This is a genomic window from Clostridium sp. OS1-26 (genome assembly GCF_030915445.1).
Taxonomy (GTDB): domain Bacteria; phylum Bacillota; class Clostridia; order Clostridiales; family Clostridiaceae; genus Clostridium_AM.
This window is the reverse complement of sequence record NZ_CP133264.1, coordinates 5,294,881-5,320,057: the sequence shown is the minus strand read 5'-3', so window position 1 is coordinate 5,320,057 and position 25,177 is coordinate 5,294,881. Positions and strand designations below refer to the sequence as shown.

At 32.8% G+C, this 25,177-nt stretch carries 26 protein-coding genes; 16 read left to right on the top strand and 10 right to left on the bottom strand.

Features of this window, described 5'->3' with window-relative positions:
- The first annotated feature begins 26 nt into the window (after positions 1–26).
- From RCG18_RS26300 to RCG18_RS26285, 4 genes are all read left to right on the top strand, one after another.
- Complete coding sequence (locus tag RCG18_RS26300) at positions 27–665, top strand: cyclodeaminase/cyclohydrolase family protein (protein WP_308038917.1); 639 nt, start codon at positions 27–29, stop codon at positions 663–665.
- Positions 666–695: 30 nt separating this feature from the next.
- Entirely contained in the window at positions 696–2,219 is a 1,524-nt protein-coding gene (gene hutH / locus RCG18_RS26295) for a histidine ammonia-lyase (RefSeq protein WP_308038916.1), read from the top strand.
- A 217-nt stretch (positions 2,220–2,436) separates the two neighbouring features.
- On the top strand, positions 2,437–3,483 hold the full coding sequence (locus RCG18_RS26290; RefSeq protein ID WP_308038915.1) for an HD-GYP domain-containing protein: 1,047 nt from the start codon (positions 2,437–2,439) through the stop codon (positions 3,481–3,483).
- 162 nt (positions 3,484–3,645) lie between these two features.
- Positions 3,646–3,936 (top strand): hypothetical protein, encoded by a 291-nt coding sequence (locus RCG18_RS26285; protein ID WP_308038914.1) that lies wholly within the window; start codon positions 3,646–3,648, stop codon positions 3,934–3,936.
- A gap of 179 nt (positions 3,937–4,115) precedes the next feature.
- Here RCG18_RS26285 and hutG read toward each other — a convergent pair whose 3' ends face one another.
- The 4 genes from hutG to RCG18_RS26265 form a co-directional block, all read right to left on the bottom strand.
- Positions 4,116–5,135 (bottom strand): formimidoylglutamase, encoded by a 1,020-nt coding sequence (gene hutG / locus RCG18_RS26280; protein ID WP_308038912.1) that lies wholly within the window; start codon positions 5,133–5,135, stop codon positions 4,116–4,118.
- Between the two features lie 76 nt (positions 5,136–5,211).
- Positions 5,212–5,715: a hypothetical protein gene (locus tag RCG18_RS26275; protein ID WP_308038911.1), complete on the bottom strand. Its 504-nt coding sequence runs from the start codon at positions 5,713–5,715 to the stop codon at positions 5,212–5,214.
- 107 nt (positions 5,716–5,822) lie between these two features.
- Positions 5,823–6,050 (bottom strand): hypothetical protein, encoded by a 228-nt coding sequence (locus tag RCG18_RS26270; RefSeq protein WP_308038910.1) that lies wholly within the window; start codon positions 6,048–6,050, stop codon positions 5,823–5,825.
- Positions 6,051–6,076: 26 nt separating this feature from the next.
- Positions 6,077–6,478: a TetR/AcrR family transcriptional regulator gene (locus RCG18_RS26265; RefSeq protein ID WP_308038909.1), complete on the bottom strand. Its 402-nt coding sequence runs from the start codon at positions 6,476–6,478 to the stop codon at positions 6,077–6,079.
- A 370-nt stretch (positions 6,479–6,848) separates the two neighbouring features.
- On the opposite strand from RCG18_RS26265, the gene RCG18_RS26260 reads away from it, so the two are divergent.
- The 10 genes from RCG18_RS26260 to RCG18_RS26215 all read left to right on the top strand — a co-directional run bounded on the left by RCG18_RS26260 (position 6,849) and on the right by RCG18_RS26215 (position 17,190).
- Positions 6,849–8,174 carry a glycine/sarcosine/betaine reductase component B subunit gene (locus RCG18_RS26260; protein WP_308038908.1) on the top strand — a complete coding sequence of 442 codons (1,326 nt, stop codon included), beginning with the start codon at positions 6,849–6,851 and terminating at the stop codon, positions 8,172–8,174.
- Between the two features lie 14 nt (positions 8,175–8,188).
- The gene (grdH, locus tag RCG18_RS26255) at positions 8,189–9,502 is read left to right on the top strand and encodes a betaine reductase selenoprotein B (protein ID WP_308038907.1); all 1,314 of its coding nucleotides are present in this window, start codon (positions 8,189–8,191) and stop codon (positions 9,500–9,502) included.
- Positions 9,503–9,651: 149 nt separating this feature from the next.
- A complete protein-coding gene (locus RCG18_RS26250) occupies positions 9,652–11,193 on the top strand; it encodes a BCCT family transporter (protein ID WP_308038906.1) in 1,542 nt (513 codons plus the stop codon).
- Between the two features lie 44 nt (positions 11,194–11,237).
- Positions 11,238–12,179, top strand: a complete 942-nt coding sequence (trxB, locus tag RCG18_RS26245; RefSeq protein ID WP_308038905.1) for a thioredoxin-disulfide reductase — start codon at positions 11,238–11,240, stop codon at positions 12,177–12,179.
- Positions 12,180–12,198: 19 nt separating this feature from the next.
- Entirely contained in the window at positions 12,199–12,522 is a 324-nt protein-coding gene (locus tag RCG18_RS26240) for a thioredoxin domain-containing protein (protein WP_308038904.1), read from the top strand.
- 20 nt (positions 12,523–12,542) lie between these two features.
- Entirely contained in the window at positions 12,543–13,019 is a 477-nt protein-coding gene (grdA, locus tag RCG18_RS26235; protein WP_308038903.1) for a glycine/sarcosine/betaine reductase complex selenoprotein A, read from the top strand.
- A gap of 227 nt (positions 13,020–13,246) precedes the next feature.
- Entirely contained in the window at positions 13,247–14,785 is a 1,539-nt protein-coding gene (gene grdC / locus RCG18_RS26230) for a glycine/sarcosine/betaine reductase complex component C subunit beta (protein WP_308038902.1), read from the top strand.
- A 94-nt stretch (positions 14,786–14,879) separates the two neighbouring features.
- Positions 14,880–16,034, top strand: coding sequence for a glycine/sarcosine/betaine reductase complex component C subunit alpha (grdD, locus tag RCG18_RS26225; protein WP_308038901.1), 1,155 nt, complete (start codon positions 14,880–14,882; stop codon positions 16,032–16,034).
- 35 nt (positions 16,035–16,069) lie between these two features.
- Complete coding sequence (locus RCG18_RS26220; protein WP_308038900.1) at positions 16,070–16,630, top strand: DUF3841 domain-containing protein; 561 nt, start codon at positions 16,070–16,072, stop codon at positions 16,628–16,630.
- Positions 16,606–17,190: a DUF3841 domain-containing protein gene (locus tag RCG18_RS26215; protein WP_308038899.1), complete on the top strand. Its 585-nt coding sequence runs from the start codon at positions 16,606–16,608 to the stop codon at positions 17,188–17,190. Before RCG18_RS26220 ends, RCG18_RS26215 begins: the two co-directional genes overlap by 25 nt.
- 105 nt (positions 17,191–17,295) lie before the next feature.
- On the opposite strand, the gene RCG18_RS26210 is transcribed toward RCG18_RS26215, so the two are convergent.
- The 5 genes from RCG18_RS26210 to RCG18_RS26190 form a co-directional block, all read right to left on the bottom strand.
- Positions 17,296–18,468: a HAMP domain-containing sensor histidine kinase gene (locus RCG18_RS26210; RefSeq protein WP_308038897.1), complete on the bottom strand. Its 1,173-nt coding sequence runs from the start codon at positions 18,466–18,468 to the stop codon at positions 17,296–17,298.
- The gene (locus RCG18_RS26205; RefSeq protein ID WP_308038896.1) at positions 18,461–19,144 is read right to left on the bottom strand and encodes a response regulator transcription factor; all 684 of its coding nucleotides are present in this window, start codon (positions 19,142–19,144) and stop codon (positions 18,461–18,463) included. The genes RCG18_RS26210 and RCG18_RS26205 overlap by 8 nt, the downstream gene beginning before the upstream one ends.
- Before the next feature lie 113 nt (positions 19,145–19,257).
- Complete coding sequence (locus RCG18_RS26200; RefSeq protein WP_308038895.1) at positions 19,258–19,722, bottom strand: DUF4342 domain-containing protein; 465 nt, start codon at positions 19,720–19,722, stop codon at positions 19,258–19,260.
- Between the two features lie 173 nt (positions 19,723–19,895).
- Positions 19,896–20,471, bottom strand: a complete 576-nt coding sequence (locus RCG18_RS26195; RefSeq protein ID WP_308038894.1) for a transposase — start codon at positions 20,469–20,471, stop codon at positions 19,896–19,898.
- Positions 20,434–20,973, bottom strand: coding sequence for a winged helix-turn-helix domain-containing protein (locus RCG18_RS26190; RefSeq protein WP_308038893.1), 540 nt, complete (start codon positions 20,971–20,973; stop codon positions 20,434–20,436). Before RCG18_RS26190 ends, RCG18_RS26195 begins: the two co-directional genes overlap by 38 nt.
- A 202-nt stretch (positions 20,974–21,175) precedes the next feature.
- Between RCG18_RS26190 and RCG18_RS26185 the strand changes: the two genes are divergently transcribed.
- On the top strand, positions 21,176–22,936 hold the full coding sequence (locus RCG18_RS26185) for a sigma 54-interacting transcriptional regulator (RefSeq protein ID WP_308038892.1): 1,761 nt from the start codon (positions 21,176–21,178) through the stop codon (positions 22,934–22,936).
- A 323-nt stretch (positions 22,937–23,259) separates the two neighbouring features.
- On the top strand, positions 23,260–24,375 hold the full coding sequence (locus tag RCG18_RS26180; RefSeq protein WP_308038891.1) for a histidinol-phosphate transaminase: 1,116 nt from the start codon (positions 23,260–23,262) through the stop codon (positions 24,373–24,375).
- A gap of 208 nt (positions 24,376–24,583) precedes the next feature.
- On the opposite strand, the gene RCG18_RS26175 is transcribed toward RCG18_RS26180, so the two are convergent.
- On the bottom strand, positions 24,584–24,964 hold the full coding sequence (locus RCG18_RS26175; protein WP_308038889.1) for a hypothetical protein: 381 nt from the start codon (positions 24,962–24,964) through the stop codon (positions 24,584–24,586).
- Between the last annotated feature and the right edge of the window lie 213 nt (positions 24,965–25,177).

Below are 25,177 nucleotides of genomic sequence, written 5' to 3'. Positions count from 1 at the left end.
TTTATATTAAAATGGGGGATTGTAAAATGTTACAAAATCTAGCCTTAAAAGATTTTATAGATGAGTTAGGGTCTAAATCACCAGCACCAGGGGGCGGAAGTATAGCAGCGCTTTCTGCTTCTCTTGCTAGTGCATTAGCTAGCATGGTATTCAATCTTACAATTGGAAAGAAAGAATACATGGAGTATGATGAATCATTAAAGGAAAAAGTTGATGATTCCTTCAAAGAAGTTAACTTATATAAAGTAGAGCTTTTAGAACTTATGGAAAGAGATACTAATGCTTTCTTGTCATTAATGGAAGCTTTTAAAATGCCTAAAACTACAGAAGATGAAATCAGAAGTAGAAAAGAAAAAATAGCAGAGGGTAATAAAGAAGCTTTAGAAATACCACTGCAGGTGGCTGAAAAAGCATATAAGCTTTATGATCATATTTATATAGCAGTACAGCATGGAAATAAAAATGCAGTGTCAGATGCTGGAGTTGCAGCGTCATTAGTGGAAACTGCTATAGAGGGTGCAATATTAAACGTAAAAATAAATATCATGGGTTTAAAAGATGAAGAGCGTAAACAAGAGTTCAAAGATAAGTGCAAATATCTATTGGAAAATAGTAAGAAGAAAAAAGAGGAAATCATGGGAATCATAGAAAGTAAATTGGTATAGAGTTTAAAAGAAGTTAAGGAGGAAAAAAACATGGGGATTATTGAATTAAACGGAACAAATCTTACATTAGAAGATATAATAAATGTTGCATATAAGGGTTATAAGGTAGCGCTTACTGATGATGCTAAGGAAAAGGTTAAAAAATCAAGAGAGATAGTTGATAACATAGTTGATAACAATAAAGTAGTTTATGGAATTACTACAGGATTTGGAAAATTTTCTGACATAGTTATATCAGGAGAAGAATGCAAAACTCTTCAAAGAAACTTGATAATATCTCATTCCTGTGGTACAGGTGAAAAATTTCCTAAAGAAATAGTAAGAGCTATAATGTTATTAAGAGCAAATGCTTTATCAAAAGGCTATTCAGGAATAAGATTAAGTACTTTAGAGACTTTAATAGATATGCTTAACAAAGAAGTACATCCTATTATACCTGAAAAAGGATCATTAGGAGCATCTGGAGATTTAGCGCCACTTTCGCATATGGTATTACCTATGATTGGTGAGGGTGAGGCTGAGTTTAAGGGTAATATTGTGTCAGGTAAGGAAGCTATGGAAAAGGCAGGTATACCATTAGTAGAGCTGGTAGCAAAAGAAGGACTAGCTCTAATAAATGGAACTCAAGTAATGACTGCAGTAGGTGCCATAGCTGTATATAATGCTATAAATCTATTAAAGCTTAGTGATGTTACAGCAGCAATGACATTAGAGGCCTTAAGAGGAATAAGAAATGCCTTTGATCCAAGAGTTCATGAGGTAAGACCTCACAAAGGGCAAATACAAACAGCTAAAAATATGCTTGCTTTAATAGAAGATAGTTCTTCTATAACTAATCAAGGAGAAATAAGAACTCAGGATGCATATACACTAAGATGCGTACCGCAAGTTCATGGTGCAAGCAAGGATGCTATAAATTATGTGAAAGAAAAAGTTGAGATAGAAATAAACTCCGCAACAGATAACCCAATTGTGTTTGAAAATGGAGACGTAATATCAGGAGGAAACTTCCATGGACAACCTATGGCGTTGAGTTTCGATTTTCTTGGTATTGCAGTAGCTGAACTTGCTAATATATCAGAAAGAAGACTCGAGAGATTAGTGAATTTTCAATTAAATGATTTGCCTCCTTTCCTTGTAAAAAATGGTGGAGTTAATTCAGGTTTTATGATTACACAATATGCAGCTGCTGCTTTAGTATCAGAAAATAAAGTTCTTGCGCATCCAGCATCAGTGGATTCTATACCTTCATCAGCAAACCAAGAAGACCATGTAAGTATGGGAACTATTGCAGCTAGAAAGAGCCTAGATATTTTAAATAATGCAAGAAGAGTGCTTGCAACAGAGCTTATGGCTGCATGTCAAGCTATAGATTTTAGAGATAGGATTAAGCTAGGTAAAGGTACTAGTGAAGTATACAAAGTGATAAGAGAAAAAGTAAGCTTTATTGAAGAAGATAAAATCATGTATAAAGAGATAGATAAGTGTGAAGAACTTATGATAAATGGCGAAATCCTTGAAGCAGTAGAGAAGAAAGTAGAATTAGAGGTATAAACAGGATTCTTGGATTGAAAAAGACTTATGTAAAAGAAATAAAACTATAGAAAAAACTATAAGGTCGGCCCATGTGGTTGTCTCTTATAGTTTTTTATTTTTTGAAGATGCCTTAAAGAAACTAAAATACTAATATGTGAAAATTATGTTATTTAGTGCTATAATTATATAAAATTAAGTTGAAAAATAATAATTTTGTGTTTTTGAGGAGATAGGTATGAGAAAAGTATGCATATTAGTTTCAGAGTGCAATTTAGGAGACATAATTGCACAAAAAATAGTAAGTAAATATGGTGCAACTATTGCCGTAGAAAATACGATTATAAATAATTATATAAAAAATAAGCTTATAGCATTTGAAATAGAGTGTATATGGGTATATGGAAATTCTGAGAAAGAAACACCTAAAGTTATGGATGCTACTTTTTTAAAGTTAAAGAAAGATTATAAACAGAATGTCATAGAAATTAATGGATTAATAAATGATTTATCTAGAGGGGAAAAGGCAAATGTACAAAGGATAAATAAAATATCTGATTCCATTTATAACTCTATAAATGATGAATACTATATTGTTAAATGCCTCAGTGAATTAAGAACAGCGGATCAGTATTTATATAATCATAGTGTAAATGTATCTTTTTATGGAATGCTGCTAGGTAAATGGTTATGCTTAACTAAAAATGAGATAAATGAAGTAGTTCAAGCTGGATTACTGCACGATATTGGGCAGATAAAGGTATCAACTGAAATTTTAAATAAAAGAGGAAAGTTAAATTTACAAGAGTTTGAAGTGATAAAAAAGCATCCTATTTATGGATATAACATGATAAAAGATCTAAGCGTTATTTCAGATGATGTAAAAGAAGTTATTTTAACTCATCATGAAAGAATGAATAAATCAGGATATCCTGTGGGAAAAGATGGAGATGAATTAAGTATATATTCTAAAATAATTGCTGTTGCAGATGTATATGATGCGATTATATCAGAAAGAGTATATAGAAAAAGGGAAACTCCCTTTAAAGCTTTCGAAATGCTTCAGAATGATAGTATAGGCTATTTTGATATACATATAATAAATACTTTCCTGGGAAATTTGGCTGCTTGTTACGTTGGCTCGAAGGTTTTATTGAATAACGGATGTACTGGAGAAATTTTATACGTTCCTCCACATGCTATTTCTAAGCCAATTGTTAGTGTCAACTCTGAATATATTGATCTTTCAAAGAAAAGTAATTTAGAAATTACTACTATGTTATAATTTGAAAAAGGAAAAACAGAATCAACATTTAAATGATTCTATTTCGTTTTTACTTATATTACAACCTTTTATTTGTCTGTAATAGATAAACATATAGAATATTTATGTATTTTTGATTATAATATAAACTTGAAAGTAACATAAGATAAGGAGATAATTACTATGGACAAGAAAAAAATCATAAATAGAAAAGATGCTATAAAGAAAAGAGGCATTCTACCTAGCATTATTTTTTTAGGAATCCTTCTATATGTGCAAGGATATATTTTTGTATCTAAGCTTAACACCATAATGATGCTAGTTGGAGGGCTAGTTATATTTGGTTCGTTCTTAATTATTTCACTTTCTAAAAGAAAAACTCAAAGACTAATTGGTAACATACTAATGATAGTTTCACTATATTTTATTGCTATGCTAATTTATGCGATATTTATAGCGATAAGATCAATGTAATAATATTTTATATAGAGTTCCAACTTGAGTGTTTGGCTTATTAGCTGTATTCATAGGGGACTTCTTTTGTACTGTCAGATGTACCCATATGAATACCTTGACTAAGCCAATTATCGAAGTTGAATATCTATATAAGAAAACTAGCAGATCGCCTATTACTCAATTATATTGGATTTATTTTAGTATTCATCACATAAATTGTGAATTTGACTTATAGTATTAACTACTGAAAAAATTATAATTGAAGCTAAATTTGCAGTAGTGTTATCTTGATCAAATCTTGGTGAAACTTCACATATATCAAAGCCTACTACTTTCTTAGATTTTATAATGTACTTGAGGCAGTTTAATACCTTTTCAGGATCCAAGCCTAAAGGCTGAGCAGCACTTACCCCAGGAGCAAAAGAAGAGGAGAATACATCAGAGCATATTGTTATATAAATATGTTCCTGAAGCTTTATAAAATCATCTAATTTTTCTAAAACACTCCAATTGTTGCTATTCATTACATCCTTTGCCAATGTATACTTAACACCTAGTTTATCAGCTGTCTTAAATAAATCAACGGTGTTGCTATGTTTTTGGACCCCAAGACAGAAATAAGAATAATCTAAGTTCCGATCTTTACAAATATCTGATATCTGTCTAAACATTGTTCCAGAACTGCTACCATTAGGATATGGTCTAAGGTCAAAATGAGCATCAAAATTTATTATACCAATGCTTGGACTAGGATTGCTTTTAGACAAGTGGTCTAGTATACCATTATAGTTTCCAAAAGCAGTTTCATGACCACCACCTAATACTATTGGAAAAAGATTTAAATCTAAAATTTTAGATACAGCCATTGAAAGTAGATTTTGACCTTCCTCTAGAGATATGTTTTCACAGAATATGTTTCCGGCATCAAAAAGTTCAACATCTTTTGTGAAGAGGCATGGTAAAATAGATAGTTCCTTTCTAATACTCTGTGGGCCATTAGCAGCGCCAGCTCTACCTCTATTACGCTTAACACCTTCATCACAGCAAAAGCCAATAAAAGCGAAGCCTAGTTTTCCAGTGTAAGGAATTAAGTTATCGTCTCTTAGATCAATACTTTTAATCCATTGATGCCACCTAAAGGCATCATAATTACTGTCACTGTCAATTCGACCTTGCCATATAGAGTTGTCCGTAGTTTTGTAATTTGCATCAAACATTTTTACCTCCCAGTTGTTCTTTAAACACTATTTAGATAAATTTTTTGAATTTTATTATAATTATATCAGAAATAGCTTAGTTTTCATATAATTCTTTTTTCCAAGAATTATATACTGGGTAAAGTCTGTGATATATTTTATTTATAACTTTAAAGTAATCTGATGAAGCATCATTATCTATAGAAGCATCGGAGTCTTCGAGAACTTCAGTTTCTAATTGTAAAGTACCAACTAAATACTGAAGTTCTAAAAAATTCATATTAATTGTAATTGGATCCCGATATAAAGTGTTTGTCAAAAAATACATAATATCATGTAATTTGTCATTAAAGTCTTTTAAATAAGTCATTTTTTCGAATTCATAGTTATCTTCAGTACTAATTATGAGAGTATCGTTAATCGATATTTGTTTATAAATACAATTAAGAAGTTCATCCATTTCATCTAGATTAAATTCTATTTCTCTTCTAATGTATATAAAGTCTTCCTCTGGAAAGATATCTGTGGAAAAACCCTGTGTTTTTAGGTTGTCTTTATTAATTCTATTACTAAATTTTTTGAATTCAATTATTTTTCCCATAAAATTACTCCTTTTAGAAAACACCAAGATTTAATTACAAGTTTATTAATAAGTTTCATATCTATTTTAACCTAAATAATACTTTGAAATTCAATTGTAGAGATTTACTATCTAAATGAATCTATTGTATGTTTTATATAGTTTAGTGTCCGTTCTGTTGCATCTTCAACTGTATAATCGCATTGACGTTTTAATACCTTATAAAGCATGCTGTGATAAATTAACAAAATCATTTCATTAATTTGTTCCAAATCCTTTTCCTGTATAAACCCTTCATCAGCGCATCGCTTTAAAACAGTTAGATTTCTATCATAAATCCTTTCCCCTAGCAGCATTGGAAGTAGTTCCTCAGATTGATTGTTTAGTTCCTCAGAAAAAATATGGAAATAGTTCTTAATTGAACTATTGGAAGGATTAACACCTTCCTCAAAAAAAGATTGTAGTAAACCTTTGGGTTATTGTAAGAATGATAACAGAAGCATTTCCATATGTTCATAAAAGTATCTAAAGCATTATCATGATTTTTAACATAATTAGGAAGATCGTGAGCATAGTCTTCTAAATATTTAATTGAACTAAAAAATATCAGCTCATTTAGATTATTAAAGTAGTTGTAGATTGTAGCACTATTAAATCCAGCTATATCTGAAACTTTTCTAATAGTAACAAAATCAATGCTTTCTTCTTTTATTATTTTTTGAACTGCATCTATAAAATATTTCATCATTCGTTTTTTTTGAATAGCTTTTTTATCCATTTCCATTAAAATCACCATCTTGCAAAAAATTTTAACACACTAGTAAGCATAACAATTATATCTTAAATTTCACTTTTTTAAAAGCATGGACTTGTATTATTACATAACATAATAAAATATATTAATAATTTCTATAATTAAAATTTAGAGTACATCCTCTCAAGCTAGAGAATAAGGAAGGTTAGTATATTATTTTAATTTATAATAAAAGGTATTTGTTATTTTTATAACAATATAATCGCGATTATAATATAATCATGTTTACAAAATGATATGAATTGTGATAATATTTAAACAAATAGCGCTATTGAAGTATATTTCAAAAAACAAATCATGGTGATACTATGGACATTTATGTGAAAGAGGTGTGGTATAAGTGAAATTAGAATTTGGAAATTTTCATGTGAAAGATATTGTTTTTGGAGAAAAGACTTCCTACAAAAATGGAATATTAACAATAAATAAGAAGGAAGCATTGGATTTTGTCTTAGAAGATGAACACATTACAGAAGCTGATATACTAATTGTAAAACCAGGAGACAAGGTTCGTTTAGTTCCTGTAAAAGAGGCAATTGAGCCTAGAGTAAAAGTAAACGGTAACACTTTATTCCCAGGAGTTACAGGAGAGGTTATTCCAGTAGGAGAAGGACGAACTCATGCACTTAAAGGCTGTAGTGTTTTAGTAGTTGGAAAACACTGGGGTGGATTCCAAGACGGTTTAATAGATATGAGTGGAGAAGGTGCAAAGTACAGTTACTATTCTCAGTTAAAAAACATAGTCCTTGTAGGAGACACAGACGAAGATTTTGAAAAACATGAACAGCAAAAGAAAAATAGGGCTTTAAGATGGGCTGGGCATAAATTGGCTGAGTTTATTGGAAATGCTGTTAAAGATTTAGAACCAGAAGAAATAGAAGCCTTTGAATTAGAACCAGTTACTAAGAGAGCAAAAGAGGTTCAAGAATTGCCATCAGTTGTATTTGTAATGCAGCCTCAATCACAGATGGAGGAAATGGGATACAACGATTTAGTATATGGATGGGATGCAAATCACATGGTTCCTACATTTATGCATCCAAATGAAGTTTTAGATGGGGCTGTGATTTCAGGAAGCTTCATGCCATGTTCGTCAAAATGGGCTACATATGATTTTCAAAACAATCCAACTATTAAAAGGCTTTATGCTGAACATGGAAAGACCCTTAACTTCTTAGGTGTTATAATGTCTAACCTTAACGTAGCACTAGAGCAAAAGAAACGTTCAGCTCTATTTGTAGCTCAAATGGCAAGATCTCTGGGAGCAGATGGAGCAATTGTTGCAGAAGAAGGATATGGTAATCCAGATGCTGACTTTATAGCTTGTATAGTAGCTTTAGAAGAAGCTGGAGTTAAAACCTGTGGTATTACAAACGAATGTACTGGAAGAGATGGAGAATCTCAACCTTTAGTATCATTAGATGTAAAGGCAGATGCTATTGTATCTACTGGAAACGTTTCAGAGCTAATTGAATTGCCACCAATGGAAACAGTTATAGGAGAGCTACAGTCACTAGCTAGAGATGGTCTTTCAGGAGGCTGGGCAAATGATGAAATATTAGGACCTTCAGTAAGAGAAGATGGTTCAATTATTATGGAAAACAATGCAATGTTCTGTGGAGATCAAGCTTCTGGATGGTCACCAAAAACAATGAAAGAGTTTTAGGAGGTGCAGATTAGATGAAGAAAGCAATTCTATATATAAATCAATTCTTTGGACAAATAGGGGGAGAAGATAAAGCAGATTTTTCTCCAGAAATAAGAGATGGACTAGTTGGACCTGCTTTAGAGTTAAGCAAACAACTAAAAGATACAGAAATTACTCACACAATAATATGTGGGGATAACTTTATGGGCTCAAATGAGAAGGAAGCAGTAGAGAAAATACTAGGCTTTTTAGAAGGAAAAGAGTTTGATATATTCTTTGCAGGTCCTGCCTTCCAAGCCGGAAGATATGGAAATGCTTGTGGAGTTATTTGTAAGGCTGTAAAAGAGAAGTTCGGTGTACAAGTTATATCCTCAATGCATATTGAAAACCCAGGTGTTGAGATGTTTAAAAAGGATGTTTATATATTCAAGGGTGGAAATAATGCTGGAAGAATGAGAAAAGACATAAAGGCAATGGCTGACTTTGGAAATAAAATATTAAGTGGTGAGAAACTACTTTCAGCAGAAGAAGAAGGATATTATGGAAGAGGTAAGAGACATCAGGTTTGGCTTGAATCAGGAAAACCAGCTGCGGATAGAGTAGTGGAAATGATGTTAAAGAAATTAAAAGGGGAAGAATTTGTAACTGAACTGCCTATTCCTAAAATGGACAGAGTGCCTATAGCGGAGGCTATTAAAGATTTAAGCAAGGCAAATATAGCTTGCGTAACAACTGGTGGTATAGTTCCTGTGGACAACCCTGATAGAATTCAATCTGCTTCAGCAACAAGATGGGGCAAATATGATATATCAAAGTTAGATAAATTAGAAGGAGGAATCTTCAAGACAATACATGCAGGCTTTGACCCAGCAGCAGCAGATTCAGACCCTAATGTAATAGTTCCATTAGATGCTTTAAGAGCTTATGAAAAAGAGGGCAAAATAGGTAAACTTCATGAGTATTTCTACTCCACAGTTGGAACTGGAACTACTCAAGGTGAGGCTGCTAGAATGGCAAGAGAAATTATTGTACATCTAAAAGAAGCAAATGTAGATGCCGTTGTAATGACCTCCACCTGAGGAACTTGTACACGTTGCGGTGCAACAATGGTAAAAGAAATTGAAAGAGCTGGATTCCCAGTTGTTCAAATGTGTAATTTAATCCCTGTAGCAACAACAGTAGGTGCAAATAGAATAGTTCCAACAATATCTATACCATATCCACTTGGAAATCCTGGAGATTCTAAGGAGCAGCAGTGGAAGTTAAGATATCATAGAGTCGGTGTAGCTTTAGACTCTCTTGCAACTGATATTAAGGAACAAACTGTATTCAAAGTAAAGATCTAAATCAGTTAACTAAATAGGTCTTGTTAAAAATGAAACTCCTCTTCCTTCTGTCAGAGGAGTAAGCGACCATCATAAAATCACAGGTTTTACATGGTTGCTTAATTGATGAGACCTATTTGGATTGGCTTTATGAAGGGGGAAATTTAATTATGTCAAATGAACAACAATTAAAAGACCGCTCAGTTTTGTATGTTTCAGCAGGTATAGCTCTAATATTTGTGGCATTTAGTATAATCTTGCCTTCTCAAATGGCAAAAGGAGCCAATAGTGTATTATCACTTTTAACCACAAACTTTGGTTGGCTATATCTTGTATCAGTATTTGTGTTTACAGTGTTTATATTCATTATTGCTTTAAGTAGGTTTGGAAAAATCAAGTTAGGGCAGGATGATGAAAAACCAGAATTTACAAATTTTCAGTGGTTCACTATGCTGTTCGGAGGAGGAATGGGTATAGGAATGGTTTTCTGGTCCATTGCTGAACCAATGACTCATTATATGTCACCTCCTGTAGGACAAGCTGGGACTGAGCAAGCTATGCATGATGCCATGCGGATTGTATTTAATGATTTTGGTATTCATGTATGGATTATTTACGCGGTTTGCGGTTTAGCCCTGGCCTATTTCCAGTATCGAAAAGGTCTTCCATGCTTAATCAGCTCCGCTTTTTATCCAATACTTGGTGATCGCATTCGCGGACCTATCGGTAAAGCCATCGATGTAATAGCGGTATTTGCGACGATGTTTGGCGTAGCGACTAGCTTGGGGCTAGGGGCTGGCCAGATTGCCACAGGAATACAATATATCTGGGGAATTCAAGCGACGCCTGGTATTACTGCTATTATTATCGCAATCATGACAGCGATATTTACGCTGGCGACCGTATCCGGGTTGCATAAGGCGATGCAGGCTGTAGCTGACGTGAAGGTATGGCTTTCAATTGGATTTATGGTATTTATCTTCCTTTTTGGTGGAATGGTATTTATACTAAATAGTTTTACTCATACCCTTGGTGATTATATTCAAAACTTTATCGGACAGAGTTTGTGGATGGGGAATATTGAATGGACTAAGGCTTGGCCGGTATTCTACAGAGCTTGGTATATAGCTTGGGCAGCCTTTGTAGGTCAGTTCATAGCACGTGTTTCCAGAGGTCGTACTATTCGTGAATTCATACTGGCATCAGTATTCCTGCCTTCTGGTTTCTGCTTAGCATGGATTGGAATCTATGGGGGAGCTGCCTTTAATCTAGATGCATTGTCAAATGGTGCTATTCAAGCAGCTGTTAAAACTGATGTTTCCACTGCTTTATTTGCAACCTTGCAGCATCTACCATTATATGTTATCACTGCACCTCTAGCTATTATTCTGATTATAGCATCCTTTGCAGGAGCTGCTAATTCAGCTACATATGTACTAAGTATGTTGACATCAGGAGGAGACCTAAATCCAAGTAAAAAACTCTGTGGATTTTGGGGAGTTACACAAGGAACAGTTACTATAATGATTGTTTTAGTAGGAGGTACTGCTGCTATAAAGACACTACAAACTGCCTCTATTGCTGCCGCCTTTCCATTCATGCTAATTATGCTTGTTATGTGCTACAGCATATACAAGGCTCTTAGAGAAGATCAGGCTAAAGAAGAAATAGTAGTATCTAAAAATGAGGAATTAGAAGTAGATTTATCTTAAGTGGTAAGGAAATATTATTAAAATATTAAAAAAGAAGGTGCAATATGAATAATTTATACGATGTTATAATTATCGGTTCAGGACCAGCAGGACTTTCTGCTGCCTTATACGCAGCGAGAGCTAGAATGAAAACTTTAATACTTGAAAGGACGAAGGTAGGGGGACAAATTGTAACTACAGATGAAGTGGCTAATTATCCTGGATCAGTGGAGGATGCCACAGGTTCAAGCTTAATAGCAAGAATGGAAAAACAGGTTGAAAGTTTTGGGGCTGAAAGAAAAAAAGACAATATAAAAGAAGTAGATTTTAGTGGGAAAATAAAGCTACTTAGGGGAGAAAGTGAAGAATATAAGGCTAAAGCTGTGATTATTGCCACAGGAGCATCACCTAGACATATTGGATGCCCTGGAGAGAATAAATTAATTGGAAAAGGTGTATCTTACTGTGCAACTTGTGATGCAGATTTTTTCCAAGACTTAGAGGTTTTCGTAGTTGGCGGAGGAGATTCTGCTGTTGAGGAGGCTATTTATTTAACAAAGTTTGCAAGAAAGGTAACAATAGTTCACAGAAGAGATGAATTAAGAGCTGCTAAATCTATACAAGAAAAGGCTTTTAAAAATGAAAAAATTCATTTTATGTGGAACACTGTTGTTGATGAGATAAAAGGAGAGGGAATATTAGAATCAGCAGTATTTAAAAACACTAAAACTTCCGAAACTCATGAATACTTTGCTGATGAAGAGGATGGTACCTTTGGTATATTTGTATTCACAGGATATCTACCTATAAACAATTTATTTAAGGAAAAAATCCAGTTGAATGAAGGTGGATATATAATAACAAATGATAAGATGGAAACAAATATAGAAGGGGTATTTGCAGCTGGGGATATAAGAGAAAAGCCTTTAAGACAGGTTGTTACAGCAACAGCAGATGGGGCTATTGCTGCTGTACAAGCAGAGAAATATATAGAAAATAATTTTTAAAGGAAAGGTGGTAGCTAATATGATAATTGTAGATAAGGACAGCTTTAACTCTGAAGTTTTAGAAGGGGAGGGATATGTACTTGTAGACTATTTTGGAGATGGTTGTGCACCATGCCAAGCTTTATTACCAGATGTAGAAGCATTAGCTGAAAAGTATGAAAGTAAGGTTAAATTTTGTAAACTAAATACTACAAAGGCTAGAAGACTGGCAATTTCTCAAAAGGTACTTGGGCTTCCGACAATATCACTATATAAAGATGGGAAAAAGATTGAGGAAGTAGTAAAGGAAGATGCTACAAAAGAAAGTATTGATGCAATGATTACAAAACATATTAATGCTTAAATTATAGGAGGAAAAAAGCTATGAGTTTATTAGAAGGAAAGAAAATAATTGCAATAGGGGACAGAGATGGAATTCCAGGTCCAGCTATTGAAGAATGTGTGAAAAGTGCTAAAGGAGAAGTCGTATTTGCTTCAACAGAATGCTTTGTTTGAACAGCCGCAGGTGCTATGGATCTGGAGATCCAACAAAGAGTAATTGATTTAACTTCAAAATACGGTGCTGAAAATGTAGTTGTAATAATAGGGGGAGCTGAGGCTGAGGCATCAGGACTATCAGCGGAAACTGTAGCTGTGGGAGATCCTACTTTTGCAGGACCACTTGCAGGAATTGCATTAGGTCTTGGTGTGTATCATGTGGTAGAACCAGAAGTTAAAAATGAATTTGATCCAGCTATTTATGATGAACAGTGTGGAATGATGGAAATGGTTCTTGATATAGATGCAATTATCAGTGAAGTAAAAACTGTTAGAGATGAGCATTCAAAATACAATAAATAACCTATAAAAGCTTTAGAAGTTTTAAAATGGCATGCAGAAATGCATGCTCTTTTAGTATAAAGTGAAACTTGAATCAGATGGGGTTTTAACCCCACCTGATTCTTAGCTGAACGAATCCAGGAACGTAGACGCTCTTTACTCCATCTTTCACAGAATGCGATGGGGTATTAGAGCGGGTAGTCATCGGATAAAAAGCAATTGAAAATAGTGAATGGAGGTTTTTAAAAATGAGTTTTCCAGTAATTAAAAATGCGGCATATGTATTAGTGAATACACCAGATATGATATTACACAATGGTACTACTCAAACACTAGAAAGAGAGACAAATTCAGAATCGGAGTATTTAAAGGCTGTACCGAATCACTTAAGATCTTATGAAGAGGTAGTTAACTATGCACCAAATCAAACCTATATAGGAAACATGACTCCAGAGGAACTAAGTGAAAGAGAGAGACCATGGTACAATGAAAAGATTACGGGGTTATCAAGATTTGGTAAGTTCGGCGAAATTATGTCCCAAGATGAGTTTTATGGTTTGATGAAGGTAAGTGATGTATTTGACCTGGTTCTATTAGAAAAGGACTTTACAGAAACCGTTAGAGAGAAGTTCAAGTCCCACCCTGTTTTAAATATAAAGGCTGATGCTTTAAAGGAAGGCATTGAATTAGTTGAAATAGAGAAGTTAGTGGAAAATCATGTAGCTGAAGGACTATATGATAAGGGCAAGCTCATTGGCTGTGTAAAAAGAGCTCACGAATTTGATAAGAACTTGACTTCACATATTATTGTTGAAAATTTAGCTGTTAAGGCTTCAGGAGTTCTTGCCTTGATGCATTTAGTGAAAAATTCAGGAATTGATGTTAACCAAGTGGAATACTTAATTGAATGTTCAGAAGAAGCTATAGGAGATATGAATCAGAGAGGTGGCGGAAATATAGCTAAGGCCTGCGGGGAAATTGCAGGAATTAAAGGTGCTACAGGAATAGATATGAGAGGTTTCTGTGCTGGTCCTTCACACTCAATAGTTACGGCAGCAGCATTAGTTAAATCAGGAATTTACAAGAATGTAATAGTCTTTGCTGGTGGGGCTACTGCTAAGCTTGGAATGAATGGTAAGGACCATGTTAAAAAGGGATTACCTGTTTTAGAAGATTGCTTAGGAGGATTTGCAATACTAATATCTGAAAATGATGGGGTAAGTCCAATTTTAAGAACAGATGTAGTAGGAAGACATAGTATTGGACATGGAGCTGCACCACAGGCGGTTTTAGAGGCATTAGTTTCAGAGCCATTAGCTAAGAATGGATTAAAAATCACTGACGTTGATAAATTTGCTCCAGAAATGCAAACTCCAGATTTAACAGAGCCAGCAGGGGCAGGAGATGTTCCAACTCAAAACTACAAGATGATAGGGGCACTTGCAGTAAAGAGTGGACAATTAGATAGAAAGGAACTACCGAATTTTGTATCAAAGCATGGCTATCCAGGATATGCACCAACACAAGGTCATATACCATCAGGAGTTCCTATAGTTGGGCATGGTATTGAACATATAATGTCAGGAAAGTTAAATAACTTTATGATAATAGGAAAAGGAAGTCTATTTTTAGGGAGAATGACTAACCTTTTCGATGGAATTTCAATATTAGTTGAGAAGAATACTGGGGTAGTAGAAAGTGATGAAGCTTCAGTTTCAAAAGAAGAAATTAAGAGTATGATAGCTGAAGAATTAAAGAAATTTGCATCTCAGATGGTGGAAGAATAAACAATGAGGAGTTCAGCCAAGTAGCAGAATTTCCTTGTATGGTAACAGCTATTAGAAATTATCGAGTAGATACTAATAAAGAGGAGGGAGCAACATGGAGCAAACTAAAAAAGTAATTGCAGAAGTATTTAATGAAATAGCTGATGGAATTATAATTGGAAGCTTCGGAAAAAGAGTCAAAATTGGATTAACCACTTTTGGTTCAGAGCATGGTGCCCTAGAGATGGCTAAAGCTGCAGCACTTGCGAAGAGTAAATATGGTGATTTTGATATAGTTTTAATTGGACCTAAGGTTGAAGGTGACTTTGAAGTTGTTGAAGTCGCTGATGCTGAAGAAGGTCATAAAAAAATGGTAGAGCTATTAGAGAGTAGGGTAATAGATGGATGTGTAACTCAGCATTTTGATTTTCCAATAGGAGTTTCCACAGTGGGAAGATTAATAACTCCAGGACTTGGAAAAGAGTTAATAATTGCAACAACTACAGGGACAACCGCAACGAATAGAGTTGAAGGAATGATAAAAAACACAATAAATGGTATAGCCGTTGCAAAGGCCTGTGGTATTAAAGATCCAAAGGTCGGCATTTTAAATGTAGATGGTGCTAGAGGAGTTGAGAGAGCTCTTAAAGAACTGCAAAGCAGAGGATATGATTTTACTTTTGGTGAATCACTAAGAGCAGATGGCGGTTCAGTCATGAGAGGAAATGATTTACTAGCGGGAACACCTGATGTTATGGTTTGTGATTCATTGACAGGAAATTTACTAATAAAGATATTTGCTTCATTTACAACAGGAGGCAACTATGAAACTGTCGGATATGGATATGGCTCAGGCGTTGGAGAAGGTTATGATAAAATAGTAAACATAGTATCCCGTGCTTCTGGGGCACCGCTAATTTGTGAGGCTTTAAAATACTGTGCTATTTCTGCAAAAAATAATTTAATAAAGCTTGCGGAGTGTGAGTATAAAAGTGCTAATGCTGCAGGATTAAGAGAGATAATAGGGAAAATACTTGAGAAAGATAAGCCAGCAGCATCAGTAGAAGAAGTTGAGATACCGCCTAAAAAGGTAGTAACATACGGAATACCTGGAATCGATATTCTTGAGCTTGAGAATGCTTGCAGGGTACTCTGGAAGGAAGGTATATACTCTGAAAGCGGAATGGGTTGCACAGGTCCAATCATTTTGGTAAGTGAAGATGAAAGTGAAAAGGCTGTCAATTTACTTATAAAGAATGGATTTAAGTAGTACTAATTTAAGATATTCATAGTAAGGTGATTTTTATGAAAGAAAAAGTAAAAATATGGACCAGACAGGATGAGAATATTCTTGATGTTTTAGAAAATGAAGAAAGATATATTGTAAAGAAAGAATATATAGAAAATAAATTAGAAAGCTGTGCTAAATATTATTTTGAAGTGTATTCTTGGTATACCAATAAAGCAAGTGAAATAGTTCTAAAGCCTCATGATGTAAAATATCCTGTCTGGGTTTCAATAACTCCTGATTTTATGCTTCAACAGACTCCTGGTACCGTTATATTAGAGCTTTTAGTAGAGAAGGATTTAGTTATTGTAACAGATTCGGAAAAGTGGGATAGGGTGGTTAATTTTTGGTATCTTCCATTAAGTAAGGAAGATGAAGAGGAATACGATAAAAAACTTAAGGATTACGGAATATCAAATTGTTCAAATGCATATATGAGTGGCTTTTACCCTCATCTTAAAAATGAAATAATTAAAAGTTGGGATAGATTATTTGACAATTCCTATTCATTGTCAAATTTAAAGCAGGGAACAATTTGGGAGGTGAAAAAAGAATGGGTGCAAAGAGTAATAAGATAATGCTGTATACTTCTCAAAGTCCAGAGGTTGTTAAAGTATTGATGGAACATAAGGTATGCCATGTGAAAAGAGAATTCATTGTAAAAAAGTATCAGGAGGTTTCCAAGGTGTTTTTGGAGGCGTACAATTGGTACATAAGTAAGGCACAGAATATTGTAAAAAAGCCTGAAAATGCTGAATATCCATTTTGGGCATACACGGAAATAGAGTATGCTGGATGGTATCCAGGCAATTATCTGCTTTCTTTGGAAGTACCTATTGAAGAAGTCGTTTTTTTTAAAGCTGAAGATTGGAACAAGATTTTAAATCTAAAATATTTAGCAGATAATGAAAAAGATGAAAAAATGCATAAAGATATGTTAGCAAAGCTGAATATTTCAATTGAATCAGATATAGTTACTAAGCCTTTTTACCCAAACTTAAAATCAAAAGTAAAAAAGAGCTGGGACAACTTGTTTAGATATCACAAATTAATAAAGTCTGGAGCTATGCAGGAAAGAGATTTGCAAGCAGGTCTGTGGGAACTTAGAAAAGAGTGGATTGTTGATATTAAATTTTAGATGCTATCAGGGCTTATATGAGTACTGGAAGTGTCGGCGGAGTATTCCATAAGCTACATCATTTAAATAAACCCCAGCAATAAGATTTTTGCTGGGGAAGTATTATTAATTTATAGATAGAGTTACCTTTATAACTGTTCCTATGTCAGGCTTACTCCAAACGTCAACTGTACCATCATGATTATCTATTATCCATTTTGCAATTGCTAGCCCTAGTCCTGTGCCGCCATTGGTCTTTGTCCTAGATTTATCAGCTCTATAAAATCTATCAAATATATAGGGAAGGTCTTCACTGGAAATTCCTGTGCCGGTATCACCAATGGTTATAACAGCTTTATCATTCTTTTTGTAAGAATCAAGCTTTATCGTACCGCCTTCTGGAGTGTATTTAATACTATTATCTATAAATATTCTTATAGCTTCTTTAATAAGTTTTCTATCAGCATTGATTTCAAATTCCTGACTATATTCATTTTCTATTTGATGAGCTGAATCAATTAACTTAGTCTCTTTTAATATTTCCTGAATTAATTCATTGAGCATAAAATTTTGTTTTTCAATTTTTTGAGTATTTTTATCTCCGCGAGCTAGAAATAAGAGCTGTTCAACTAGATCTTTCATATTCTCAGACTCACTTTTAATAGCTAAAATAGATTCTTCTAATATTTCCTTGTCATTTTTTCCCCATCGGTTTAAAAGATTGACATAACCCTGTATAACGGAAATTGGCGTTCTTAGCTCATGTGAAGCGTCGGACACAAATTGATTTTGCTGATCCACAGACTTTTGAATTCTATCAAGCATATCATTAAAGGTTTTAGCTAAATCTTTAAGTTCATTTTTAGAACCTCTTACATCAAGTCTTTTATCAAGAGCATTTATGGATATTTCTTTTACGGTTTTAGTCATAGTTTCTACAGGAGATAGGAACTTTTTGCTTGCTCTTGAACCAATTATTATAATTATTATCAATCCTATAATGTTGCAGCCTGCTAAAATAGCACCAAGAATGGATAGATAATCACTATTTATACCACTCTCGATGTAGTATTTAAAGCTAGCCAATATTCCTGCGCTCATTAAAGAAAAAATTATTATAAAAGTAAAGATATACGTTATTGTTATTTTAAATGTAATTGAAAAACGAAGTTTGTTTGAGATATTTTCAATAACTCTATCCAGTAGCTTAGATAAAAAGCTTAAGGTGGACTTTACTATTAGAAATATAATTCTTATAACTTGAAATATAACCTTGAAAATAGATTTTATTTTATTCATGTTTTAACTGATACCCCACTCCTCGAACTGTGTGAATAAACTTTTCATTATATTTATCATCAATTTTACTTCTTAAATAGCGAATATAAACATCTACTACATTTGTGTCGCCTGCATAATCATATTCCCACACTTTTTCAAGTATACTTTCTCTTGATAATACTATATCCTTGTTAATCATTAAGTATTTTAGTAAATCAAATTCTTTTTTCGTCAGATCTATAGATTCGTTATCGTAGGTTACAGTATACTTATCCATATCCAATTTTAAATTTCCTATTTCAATAAGATTAGATTTAGAAATAGAGACTCTTTTACGCTTAAAGGTCACACGAATACGTGCGAGAAGTTCCTCTATAGCAAAGGGCTTTGTCATATAGTCATCAGCGCCGATGTCAAGTCCCATAACCTTATCCATGACTTCATCTTTGGCCGTAAGCATAATAACAGGAACTTCAGAAGATTGTCTTAGCCTCCTCAGCACTTCCATTCCATTTAGAGATGGAAGCATTACATCAAGTATTATGAGATCAAAATTTCCGTTTAAAGCTTTATCAAGGCCAATCCTTCCATCCCGAGCTTGATCAACAACATATCCTTCATGCTCAAGTTCAAGCTGTACAAATCTAGCTATTTTTAATTCATCTTCTATAATAAGAATTTTTTCGTTGATCATTTTACACCCTCCAAAAATAAAGCATTTTAAATTAATTATACTCTTTTTATATTATTGTGAAAATATGAGAAAAATTAAGCCCGCTTTATGAAAAATCATAAGCAGGCTTAGTATTAAGCATTTTTAATTTCCTCTGTTATCTTATTTGTAACATTATTTACTACATTAGCAACTTTGTCTATTTTATTATTAATGTCGTATTCCTCACCGTTTTCTTTGTTAAATCTTAGCTTACAATTTGTAACTAGAGCAAGTATTAAAGCTGCTATTGCAACTGGCATTGCGCAGATACTAAATATAACAACCAATGTAGAAGGTAAATTTAATATTGTTTTATCATTTTTAGATATTACTAATTTTATTTTGTTAGCCTTTGAAATTAAATTTTTAACCTTTTTAATGAAAGTCGAGCCTTTAATGCACTCCTCCTGTTCAGGTCTGATCTTGTTTTGCTCTTCAAGATATGATAGAGCATCAACTATGTCACCGTTACATTTTTCAAGAGCTTCTTTGGCTTCCTTATATCCCACATTTGCTCTTTTTCTTAATAAATCGATTTGTTCAATTGTAATTGTCATTTTAATTCCTCCAATTCAATATTTTTAATTTAATTAGTTTAATATGAGAACCAATTGCTTATGTTTATATAATAATGGAGGATAATTAGAGAAGAATTAGTGAAAGATTAAAATTTGATTAGAAAATTAAAAAGTTATCTTGCTTTTATAGATAAGCCAACTCAAAACTAGACTCATATATAGTAATTTCTAGCATAAGCTAAGGACTTAATCATATCCTTTTGTTCATTAAAATGATAATAAACTAATTTGATTGACTCAAAAAGTTCATCAATAGAAGGATATGCACTAACACTAAAGACACAGTTCTTTAATTTATTCCAGATGTTCTCCTGAGGGTTTAACTTAGGAGAATATCTAGGAGTGTTTATCAAAAACATCTCATATCGATGAGCTTCGGCGAAAGCCTGCATAGCTCTAGAAACATGAAATCTCGCATTGTCTAATAAAACATACACCTTTTTACCTGCATTTATATCAAGTAGCCTCTCAAGAAATGTCTGTACTTCTTCAGAGGTAATCACTTGTTTCGCCGAATAGGCATCTATGATAGTATCAAAGTTTTTGGTAATTTCGGTGGCGCCTATTAGATTAAGTCCCTCATGAGAATTATTGCTTTCTAAATTAGGGGATATCCCTACAGGGCTCCATGTTCTACGGATATCAGACTCCGTCCTAAGGCCAGTTTCATCCATAGCATAAAATACACAATCAGAAGAGTTTTCTACAATAGGTAGAAGGTATTTCATTTTTTTTAAAGGCTTCTTGTTCAACCTTATCAGCCTTAGTCGGCTTGCGCTGCGCTCTTTTGTAGCTAAGATTGTTTCGCTTTAGCAATATTCTTATATATTCTTTAGAGTACTTTTCACCATAGTTTTGATAGATATACTCTACAAGAAGTGGACATGTCCATACATTACCTATAAAGCCAAAGTCGTTTGGAAGTGTATGCAGTACAGTATTTATTAGGTCATCAAGCATTTCAGCTGTAAAAGTTCCTTCAGAACCTCCACGATGATCCTCTAATGCTTTTAACCCAACTGAATTCCATTTCTTAATATAATCTATAATTGTTTGCTTAGATTTTAATAAGAACTTGGCAATTTTTATAGTACTAAAACCTTCATAGCGCATAGCGACAGCAGTTAATACATTGCGTGCAAATTCACTCTCGTGTGAATTTCTCATTTTCTTAAGGCTTTCTGTTGTGAAGCCGTATAATGATTCAACTTCAATACCTTTTCTCCCCATAGTAATATCTCCTAACTAAATTCTAATTGATTTTAGTTTGTGCAGAAATCACTAACAATATTTTCGAATAAGTCAATCATACAGTTGGTTTATCTATAAAATAAAGGAAATAATAAAGGGGTGTGGAATAATCAGTATATAGTTGTAAACATCACTATTAAAATTATGAAGTTTAAATAAGTTTTTATAAGAGGTATAAGATATGAGCAATAATTTAGTAAAAGAGTACATAAGCTCATCATTTGAAGAGAGTGATGGAAATTTTGATAAAACTTACTTTGAAAAGATTAAGGATTGTTTTTTTCTAGCCATTGAATGTATCAAGCAGCAAGATGGCTATATCTTTTTTACTGATATTAATAAAAATATTATTGCTGCATTGTCCTTTGAAAAAAATGAAAAGCTAGAGGAATGGGTTGGAAAAAGAGCTGCTTTTAATGTTAATTCCGATAGTAATGATGATAAAATGACTAAAATCTTTATTGACCTAGATAAAAAATATAAATTATATCATTATATTTATAAAATAAATATGCTTGATATATCACAATATTATTTATATTTTATATCAGAAAGCGAAAAAGATTTAGAATGTATGGATATGTTTAATAGCATCAATGATAATATAGAAAAATACATGAGCCTAATTGATAAGCATGCCAGTCATAATGATCTATTATTAAGGGCTCTGGATTCAGTAAATGAGGGGATATCCTTTTGTGACAAAGATGGACATTTAATTTATGTTAATAAAGCTTGCTGCAGCATTTTAGGTACCAGTAAGGAAGAGTTAATAGGCAAAAAAATGGATAAGCTTTCAAAGGACAAGCCACTGCTAAGAGAAATTATTGATACCAAGAAGAGTGTTATTGATGTAGAATATTTTTTAAGATTTAAGGAAAAAACTGTACAATTAACTAATTCAGGATATCCAGTGTTTGATAGAAAAATGGATGTTATTGGAGCAATTGATATATTCAGGAGTATTGAAAGGTCTAGAAAACTTACAAGCACAATGGCAGGATATGAAGCCTTTTTCACATTTGATCATATTATAGGGGAAAGCAGAAAAATAAAAGAAAATATTAAGCTTGCAAAGGTATTTGCTAAGAGTAGTGAAAACATTTTAATTATTGGAGAAAGCGGAACAGGAAAAGAGTTATTTGCTCAGGCTATACATAATTACAGTAGTAGGAGAAACAAGCCATTCATTGCATTAAATTGTGCTAACTTTCCCAATGAGCTAGTAGATAGTGAGTTATTTGGATATGAGGAAGGCTCATTTACAGGGGCGAAAAAGGGCGGGAAACCTGGAAAGTTTGAGTTAGCTCACGGAGGAACATTATTTCTTGATGAATTAGGGGAAATGCCAATACACATTCAGGCTAAGCTATTAAGAGTTCTTGAAACCATGTGCATTAATAGAATTGGGGGAACTAGACCCATTAAAGTTGATGTGAGGGTTATTGCCGCTACAAACAGAAGACTAGAGAAGCTTGTTGAACAAGGAGAATTTAGAAGTGATTTATATTATAGATTAAAGGTTCTTTATGTAGAAGTACCCCCTCTAAAGGAAAGAGAAAAGGACGTGCTGATTCTTGCAGATTATTTTATTAAAAAGTTTGGTGAAAAGATACAAAAAAATATTGATGGTTTAAGCAGTGGAGCAAAAGAAATGATAATGCAATATACTTGGCCAGGAAACATAAGAGAACTTGAAAATACATTGTCAAGATGTATGTATATTTGTGATGGGAAATACATTACAGAGGAAAATCTGGCAATGGCCGGATTAAAGGAATATAAGCATGAGAAATTTATAAAAAGAGAGATAATTAAAATAAATAGAAAAGCTTTAACAGATGCATTAGAATTAACTAGTGGAAATAAGAAAAGAGCATCGGAATTATTAGGAATCTCAAGACCGACTTTATATAAATTGTTAAAGGAGTATAAAATATAAAGAGAACTTTAGAAGGTGAAAATTTATTAAAAGTGTAAATATGTTTACATGTAAATACATTTACACAATCAAGAAAAATCACAACAAAAATAGCCGTAGTCTTTAATAGTGCAGATCATACGTAAAAGTATATAATAAGCAAAATAAAAAAGTGTAAATCATTTTACACTTTTTTATTTTGTACTTTAAAGGAAACCTCTTCTAGAATGCATAGAATGAGAGTTTAGATTCTTAATGTCTATTGGCATATATTTTGCTATTTATTTTGATATGGTTAAGATTGCTTAATTACAGAGTAGTATAGTAACAGGGAGGGTAAAGGCATGAATATTAAGATGAGAAGGCATATATGTGATTTCAATAGAGTAAGTTATGTAGATGAAGGTGGAGAAAACATATATAGCGAAAAGAAGCTGATTGATTGTTCACTTGGAGTTAATCCTTTTGGATGCTCAAAGTTAATTAGTGAAGAAAAGGATCTATTCAGCATAGAGAATTTAAACAACTATCCACAATACCCATACACAGAAATAAGAAAAGAAATTTCTAAATACTGGTCCGATGTTGCTGAGATAAATAGCGAGAATATAAGACTTGGGTGTGGATCTATGGGGATTTTGAACACTATTAATATGATGTTTGTAGATAAAGAATATAGTGTTTTAGGATATTGTCCACAATTTACAGAATATATAACAGATGTAAAAAGTCAGGGAGGTATGTATGAATACGTTGAACTAAAAGATGATATAAATTTTAAGTTTGATAAGAAAAAGTTAATAAGTCGAATGAACAATAGAAATCAGATTATTTATATAGATAATCCTAATAATCCTACAGGTCAGATTATACCTTTATCAGAATTAGAGGAAATTATAGAAGTAGCAAAAGACATGGATATATGTGTAGTCATAGATGAGGCATACGGAGAATTTATGAGTAAAAAAAACTCAGCAATTACATTACTAAATAAGTACCCAAATCTATTAGTTGCGAGAACTTTTTCTAAGGGATTCGGACTTGCTGGAATAAGAGTAGGGTATATCTTATGCAGTGAATTCCTTTTAGAATATTTTAAAAAAGTAGAACTTCCTTTTAGTATAAATACAATTAGTTATAATATTGCTAGAATGGCATTAAGAGATACTGGATTTATTAAAGAGTCAGTAGATAAAATAAAAGAAATAAAAAATAAGGTTATAAAAGAATGTTCGAAATTAAGGGTTATGGAAACTAGTTTAGAATGTCCTATTATGCTTATGATGCATCCGAATAATGAGTTCGATTTGTATAATGCTTTTAAGAAAAATAACGTCATTACTGAATCTGGGGAATGTTTTATAGGACTTGGAAAAAATTTTGTGAGATTAAGAGTGCCTAAAGAGATAGATGCTTTAATAGATGTTATAAGAAATATTGAAAAAGATATTAAAATCTAAAACGGATGTGTAAGTGCCATAGTTAACGACAACAATTAAATTGGATATAATCATATGGAGAGTTGATTTTGAAAATGAAGATTTATGGTTAATTATTAAAACAAAAATAAATAATTATATAAACCATACTATATCTGTAAAAATCAAAAGCGGATATAGTGTGGTTTATTTCTTGTATTTAATATTTTATCCGAATTTAGATTAATTTTTACATAAATTCACCAGACTCAATTTCATGTTGAAGAATTTCATTTATACGTTTTTCAATTTTGTCTAAATCAAATTCAGCCTCTTTTTTAATACTCTTTCGGAGCATGGGCCCAATTTGTTGTATATCATCTCGAATATCATATAAGAGTTCTAAAGCTGCAGCTGCTTCCAATTCTTCACTCGGTATTTCTACCATATTTGCAAGAATAGAGTTTTCAGTTCTGGATGCGACCAAAGGTGATTTTACGTTATCGACGTATACAAGAGTTCTTCTTCCAGGACCGCGCTCGTCTTCAATGCGTTCTAAACTGATAATTTTATCTGAACGGGCAAATTTTCCGTATCCAAGTGGAACCATTTGACCTTCTCTAATTTCCATACCATATATCACCACCTAACATATTTATTTAGAAGTATATATTCTTCGCCTAAGATAATACCTTCTCAGTTAAATTTATCTAGTATATTTAATCAATAAAAATGTGGTTTTAAATTTATTATTTGATTTCATAATCCTATTTATACTTTTCTATATCAAATTAACTTATAATTTGATGCTTATTTTAATTCACATGAGTGAGATATAAATATA

Bases quoted from the DNA above. Each gene is read 5' to 3' on its own strand.
- grdD (WP_308038901.1), top strand. From the start codon at position 14,880: ATGGAGCAAACTAAAAAAGTAATTGCAGAAGTATTTAATGAAATAGCT.
- RCG18_RS26180 (WP_308038891.1), top strand. From the start codon at position 23,260: ATGAATATTAAGATGAGAAGGCATATATGTGATTTCAATAGAGTAAGT.
- RCG18_RS26290 (WP_308038915.1), top strand. From the start codon at position 2,437: ATGAGAAAAGTATGCATATTAGTTTCAGAGTGCAATTTAGGAGACATA.
- RCG18_RS26215 (WP_308038899.1), top strand. From the start codon at position 16,606: ATGGGTGCAAAGAGTAATAAGATAATGCTGTATACTTCTCAAAGTCCA.
- RCG18_RS26250 (WP_308038906.1), top strand. From the start codon at position 9,652: ATGTCAAATGAACAACAATTAAAAGACCGCTCAGTTTTGTATGTTTCA.
- grdC (WP_308038902.1), top strand. From the start codon at position 13,247: ATGAGTTTTCCAGTAATTAAAAATGCGGCATATGTATTAGTGAATACA.
- RCG18_RS26275 (WP_308038911.1), bottom strand. From the start codon at position 5,715: ATGGGAAAAATAATTGAATTCAAAAAATTTAGTAATAGAATTAATAAA.
- RCG18_RS26265 (WP_308038909.1), bottom strand. From the start codon at position 6,478: ATGGAAATGGATAAAAAAGCTATTCAAAAAAAACGAATGATGAAATAT.
- RCG18_RS26190 (WP_308038893.1), bottom strand. From the start codon at position 20,973: ATGGGGAGAAAAGGTATTGAAGTTGAATCATTATACGGCTTCACAACA.
- hutG (WP_308038912.1), bottom strand. From the start codon at position 5,135: ATGTTTGATGCAAATTACAAAACTACGGACAACTCTATATGGCAAGGT.
- RCG18_RS26185 (WP_308038892.1), top strand. From the start codon at position 21,176: ATGAGCAATAATTTAGTAAAAGAGTACATAAGCTCATCATTTGAAGAG.
- RCG18_RS26240 (WP_308038904.1), top strand. From the start codon at position 12,199: ATGATAATTGTAGATAAGGACAGCTTTAACTCTGAAGTTTTAGAAGGG.
- RCG18_RS26205 (WP_308038896.1), bottom strand. From the start codon at position 19,144: ATGATCAACGAAAAAATTCTTATTATAGAAGATGAATTAAAAATAGCT.
- RCG18_RS26270 (WP_308038910.1), bottom strand. From the start codon at position 6,050: ATGCTGCTAGGGGAAAGGATTTATGATAGAAATCTAACTGTTTTAAAG.
- trxB (WP_308038905.1), top strand. From the start codon at position 11,238: ATGAATAATTTATACGATGTTATAATTATCGGTTCAGGACCAGCAGGA.
- hutH (WP_308038916.1), top strand. From the start codon at position 696: ATGGGGATTATTGAATTAAACGGAACAAATCTTACATTAGAAGATATA.
- RCG18_RS26285 (WP_308038914.1), top strand. From the start codon at position 3,646: ATGGACAAGAAAAAAATCATAAATAGAAAAGATGCTATAAAGAAAAGA.
- RCG18_RS26210 (WP_308038897.1), bottom strand. From the start codon at position 18,468: ATGAATAAAATAAAATCTATTTTCAAGGTTATATTTCAAGTTATAAGA.
- RCG18_RS26175 (WP_308038889.1), bottom strand. From the start codon at position 24,964: ATGGAAATTAGAGAAGGTCAAATGGTTCCACTTGGATACGGAAAATTT.
- RCG18_RS26200 (WP_308038895.1), bottom strand. From the start codon at position 19,722: ATGACAATTACAATTGAACAAATCGATTTATTAAGAAAAAGAGCAAAT.
- RCG18_RS26220 (WP_308038900.1), top strand. From the start codon at position 16,070: ATGAAAGAAAAAGTAAAAATATGGACCAGACAGGATGAGAATATTCTT.
- RCG18_RS26195 (WP_308038894.1), bottom strand. From the start codon at position 20,471: ATGAAATACCTTCTACCTATTGTAGAAAACTCTTCTGATTGTGTATTT.
- RCG18_RS26300 (WP_308038917.1), top strand. From the start codon at position 27: ATGTTACAAAATCTAGCCTTAAAAGATTTTATAGATGAGTTAGGGTCT.